General features: G+C 61.4%; 14 pseudogenes. 4 read left to right on the top strand and 10 right to left on the bottom strand.

The features are described 5' to 3' along the window. Positions 1–196: pseudogene (locus tag ABS769_RS22620) on the bottom strand (IS5-like element ISCARN85 family transposase); the annotation flags it as partial. 1 nt (position 197) lies between these two features. Next, positions 198–394: pseudogene (locus ABS769_RS22625) on the bottom strand (IS5-like element ISCARN85 family transposase); the annotation flags it as partial. Here ABS769_RS22625 and ABS769_RS22630 point away from each other — a divergent pair. After that, positions 391–584: pseudogene (locus ABS769_RS22630) on the top strand (IS5-like element ISCARN85 family transposase); the annotation flags it as partial. The pseudogenes ABS769_RS22625 and ABS769_RS22630 sit on opposite strands and share 4 nt — an antisense overlap. Position 585: 1 nt before the next feature. Here the strand turns inward: ABS769_RS22630 and ABS769_RS22635 are convergent. Further along, positions 586–807, bottom strand: a pseudogene (locus ABS769_RS22635) (transposase); the annotation flags it as partial. Here ABS769_RS22635 and ABS769_RS22795 point away from each other — a divergent pair. After that, positions 770–958 (top strand): annotated as a pseudogene (locus ABS769_RS22795) (transposase); the annotation flags it as partial. The pseudogenes ABS769_RS22635 and ABS769_RS22795 overlap by 38 nt on opposite strands. Here ABS769_RS22795 and ABS769_RS22645 read toward each other — a convergent pair. The 4 pseudogenes from ABS769_RS22645 to ABS769_RS22660 form a co-directional block, all read right to left on the bottom strand. Continuing rightward, positions 954–1,344, bottom strand: a pseudogene (locus ABS769_RS22645) (transposase); the annotation flags it as partial. The pseudogenes ABS769_RS22795 and ABS769_RS22645 overlap by 5 nt on opposite strands. Next, positions 1,323–1,508, bottom strand: a pseudogene (locus ABS769_RS22650) (transposase); the annotation flags it as partial. The pseudogenes ABS769_RS22650 and ABS769_RS22645, both read right to left, overlap by 22 nt. 41 nt (positions 1,509–1,549) lie before the next feature. Then, positions 1,550–1,717: pseudogene (locus ABS769_RS22800) on the bottom strand (hypothetical protein); the annotation flags it as partial. A 24-nt stretch (positions 1,718–1,741) separates the two neighbouring features. Continuing rightward, a pseudogene (locus ABS769_RS22660) lies at positions 1,742–1,858 on the bottom strand (IS5-like element ISCARN85 family transposase); the annotation flags it as partial. A 3-nt stretch (positions 1,859–1,861) separates the two neighbouring features. Here ABS769_RS22660 and ABS769_RS22665 point away from each other — a divergent pair. Beyond that, positions 1,862–2,035: pseudogene (locus tag ABS769_RS22665) on the top strand (transposase); the annotation flags it as partial. A 58-nt stretch (positions 2,036–2,093) separates the two neighbouring features. On the opposite strand, the pseudogene ABS769_RS22670 reads toward ABS769_RS22665, so the two are convergent. The 3 pseudogenes from ABS769_RS22670 to ABS769_RS22810 all read right to left on the bottom strand — a co-directional run. After that, positions 2,094–2,216, bottom strand: a pseudogene (locus ABS769_RS22670) (IS5-like element ISCARN85 family transposase); the annotation flags it as partial. Between the two features lie 143 nt (positions 2,217–2,359). Continuing rightward, positions 2,360–2,510, bottom strand: a pseudogene (locus ABS769_RS22805) (transposase); the annotation flags it as partial. Next, positions 2,503–2,640 (bottom strand): annotated as a pseudogene (locus tag ABS769_RS22810) (IS5-like element ISCARN85 family transposase); the annotation flags it as partial. The pseudogenes ABS769_RS22805 and ABS769_RS22810, both read right to left, overlap by 8 nt. Here ABS769_RS22810 and ABS769_RS22680 point away from each other — a divergent pair. Next, positions 2,639–2,773 (top strand): annotated as a pseudogene (locus tag ABS769_RS22680) (IS5-like element ISCARN85 family transposase); the annotation flags it as partial. The pseudogenes ABS769_RS22810 and ABS769_RS22680 overlap by 2 nt on opposite strands. Between the last annotated feature and the right edge of the window lie 129 nt (positions 2,774–2,902).

Here is a 2,902-nt window from a genome sequence, read left to right on the forward strand (position 1 = left end):
CATCCACCGCGGGACTTGCCGACGGCCTGCGGGCCGTTTTTTTTAATGCACCCGTGCCATCGGGATGCACCTTGACGCTGGTGGAGTCCAGCGAGACTGCTTCGATTTTGATGCGCACGATCTGGGACTTCTGCAATTGGGCGAACATCCGGTCCAGCACACCCGCCTTGGCCCAACGGTTCATGCGTGTGTAGACATCCACCGCGGGACTTGCCGACGGCCTGCGGGCCGTTTTTTTTAATGCACCCGTGCCATCGGGATGCACCTTGACGCTGGTGGAGTCCAGCGAGACTGCTTCGATTTTGATGCGCACGATCTGGGATTTCTGCAATTGGGCGAACATCCGGTCCAGCACACCCGCCTTGGCCCAACGGTTCATGCGCGTGTAGACAGAAATCCCAGATCGTGCGCATCAAAATCGAAGCAGTCTCGCTGGACTCCACCAGCGTCAAGGTGCATCCCGATGGCACGGGTGCATTAAAAAAAACGGCCCGCAGGCCGTCGGCAAGTCCCGCGGAGGATGGAACACCAAGATTCATACGGTTGCCGCAGATGCTCGAACAGCCATCACCTTTGGATTGACTTCTGCAATTGGGCGAACATCCGGTCCAGCACACCCGCCTTGGCCCAACGGTTCATGCGTGTGTAGACCGTATGCCAGTTGCCAAAGCGCTTGGGTAGGCCGCGCCATTTGCAGCCATGCTCGGCAACGTAAAGGATGGCGTTGACCACTTGCAGGTTGGTCATGCTGACATTGCCGCGCTGCGCCGTTGCCGAGCATGGCTGCAAATGGCGCGGCCTACCCAAGCGCTTTGGCAACTGGCATACGGTCTACACACGCATGAACCGTTGGGCCAAGGCGGGTGTGCTGGACCGGATGTTCGCCCAATTGCAGAAATCCCAGATCGTGCGCATCAAAATCGAAGCAGTCTCGCTGGACTCCACCAGCGTCAAGGTGTCAATCCAAAGGTGATGGCTGTTTGAGCATCTGCGGCAACCATATGAATCTTGGTGTTCCATCCACCGCGGGACTTGCCGACGGCCTGCGGGCCGTTTTTTTTAATGCACCCGTGCCATCGGGATGCACCTTGACGCTGGTGGAGTCCAGCGAGACTGCTTCGATTTTGATGCGCACGATCTGGGAACCTTGACGCTGGTGGAGTCCAGCGAGACTGCTTCGATTTTGATGCGCACGATCTGGGACTTCTGCAATTGGGCGAACATCCGGTCCAGCACACCCGCCTTGGCCCAACGGTTCATGCGTGTGTAGACCGTATGCCAGTTGCCAAAGCGCTTGGGTAGGCCGCGCCATTTGCAGCCATGCTCGGCAACGCCATATACAGCGCCTGTCGGATGTCGGCTCGGCCTCCGCCAATCCCCCGTTTACCTCGCATCGCGCCGCTGTCGCGCGAGAGCGGGGCAACGCCAACCAATCGGGAGATCTGCTTTCCGCTGAGCCTCCCAAGCTCTGGTAACCGGCACGCCAGCACGGCCAGCAGCACCGGACCGCCATATACAGCGCCTGTCGGATGTCGGCTCGGCCTCCGCCAATCCCGCGTTTACCTCGCATCGCGCCGCTGTCGCGCGAGAGCGGGGCAACGCCAACCAATCGGGAGATCTGCTTTCCGCTGAGCGTCCCAAGCTCTGGTAACCGGCACGCCAGCACGGCCAGCAGCACCGGACTGCGCCCGGGGCCAAGCGACCATGAGCTGGGCACCCAGCCACCATCAACTAGGGCCTGTTAACACATCCGAAGCCCATCAACGACTAGGACGAAGCTGAGGAATCCAAGGAACATGACATCCAGCTTGTCGAAGCGCGAGAAAATCCGGCGGTAGCCTTTCAAGCGACGGAACAGTGTCCGGTGCTGCTGGCCGTGCTGGCGTGCCGGTTACCAGAGCTTGGGACGCTCAGCGGAAAGCAGATCTCCCGATTGGTTGGCGTTGCCCCGCTCTCGCGCGACAGCGGCGCGATGCGAGGTAAACGGGGGATTGGCGGAGGCCGAGCCGACATCCGACAGGCGCTGTATATGGCGTGCGCCCGGGGCCAAGCGACCATGAGCTGGGCACCCAGCCACCATCAACTAGGGCCTGTTAACACATCCGAAGCCCATCAACGACTAGGACGAAGCTGAGGAATCCAAGGAACATGACATCCAGCTTCTCGAAGCGCGAGAAAATCCGGCGGTAGCCTTTCAAGCGACGGAATAGGGCCTGTTAACACATCCGAAGCCCATCAACGACTAGGACGAAGCTGAGGAATCCAAGGAACATGACATCCAGCTTGTCGAAGCGCGAGAAAATCCGGCGGTAGCCTTTCAAGCGACGGAACAGTCTCTCCACTTCGTTGCGCCGCTTGTACGTGTAGACCGTATGCCAGTTGCCAAAGCGCTTGGGTAGGCCGCGCCATTTGCAGCCATGCTCGGCAACGTAAAGGATGGCGTTGACCACTTGCAGGTTGGTCATGCTGACATTGCCGCGCTGCGCCGGCAGGCAGTGTTCGATCGGGATGCACCTTGACGCTGGTGGAGTCCAGCGAGACTGCTTCGATTTTGATGCGCACGATCTGGGATTTCTGCAATTGGGCGAACATCCGGTCCAGCACACCCGCCTTGGCCCAACGGTTCATGCGCGTGTAGATCTACACGCGCATGAACCGTTGGGCCAAGGCGGGTGTGCTGGACCGGATGTTCGCCCAATTGCAGAAATCCCAGATCGTGCGCATCAAAATCGAAGCAGTCTCGCTGGACTCCACCAGCGTCAAGGTCCATCCCGCCCCCCCCCCCCCCCCCCCCCCCCCCCCCCCCCCCCCCCCCCCCCCCCCCCCCCCCCCCCCCCCCCCCCCCCCCCCCCCCCCCCCCCCCCCCCCCCCCCCCCCCCCCCCCCCCCCCCCCCCCCCCCCC

Source organism: Xanthomonas hortorum (genome assembly GCF_040279205.1).
Classification (GTDB): Bacteria; Pseudomonadota; Gammaproteobacteria; order Xanthomonadales; family Xanthomonadaceae; genus Xanthomonas; species Xanthomonas hortorum_F.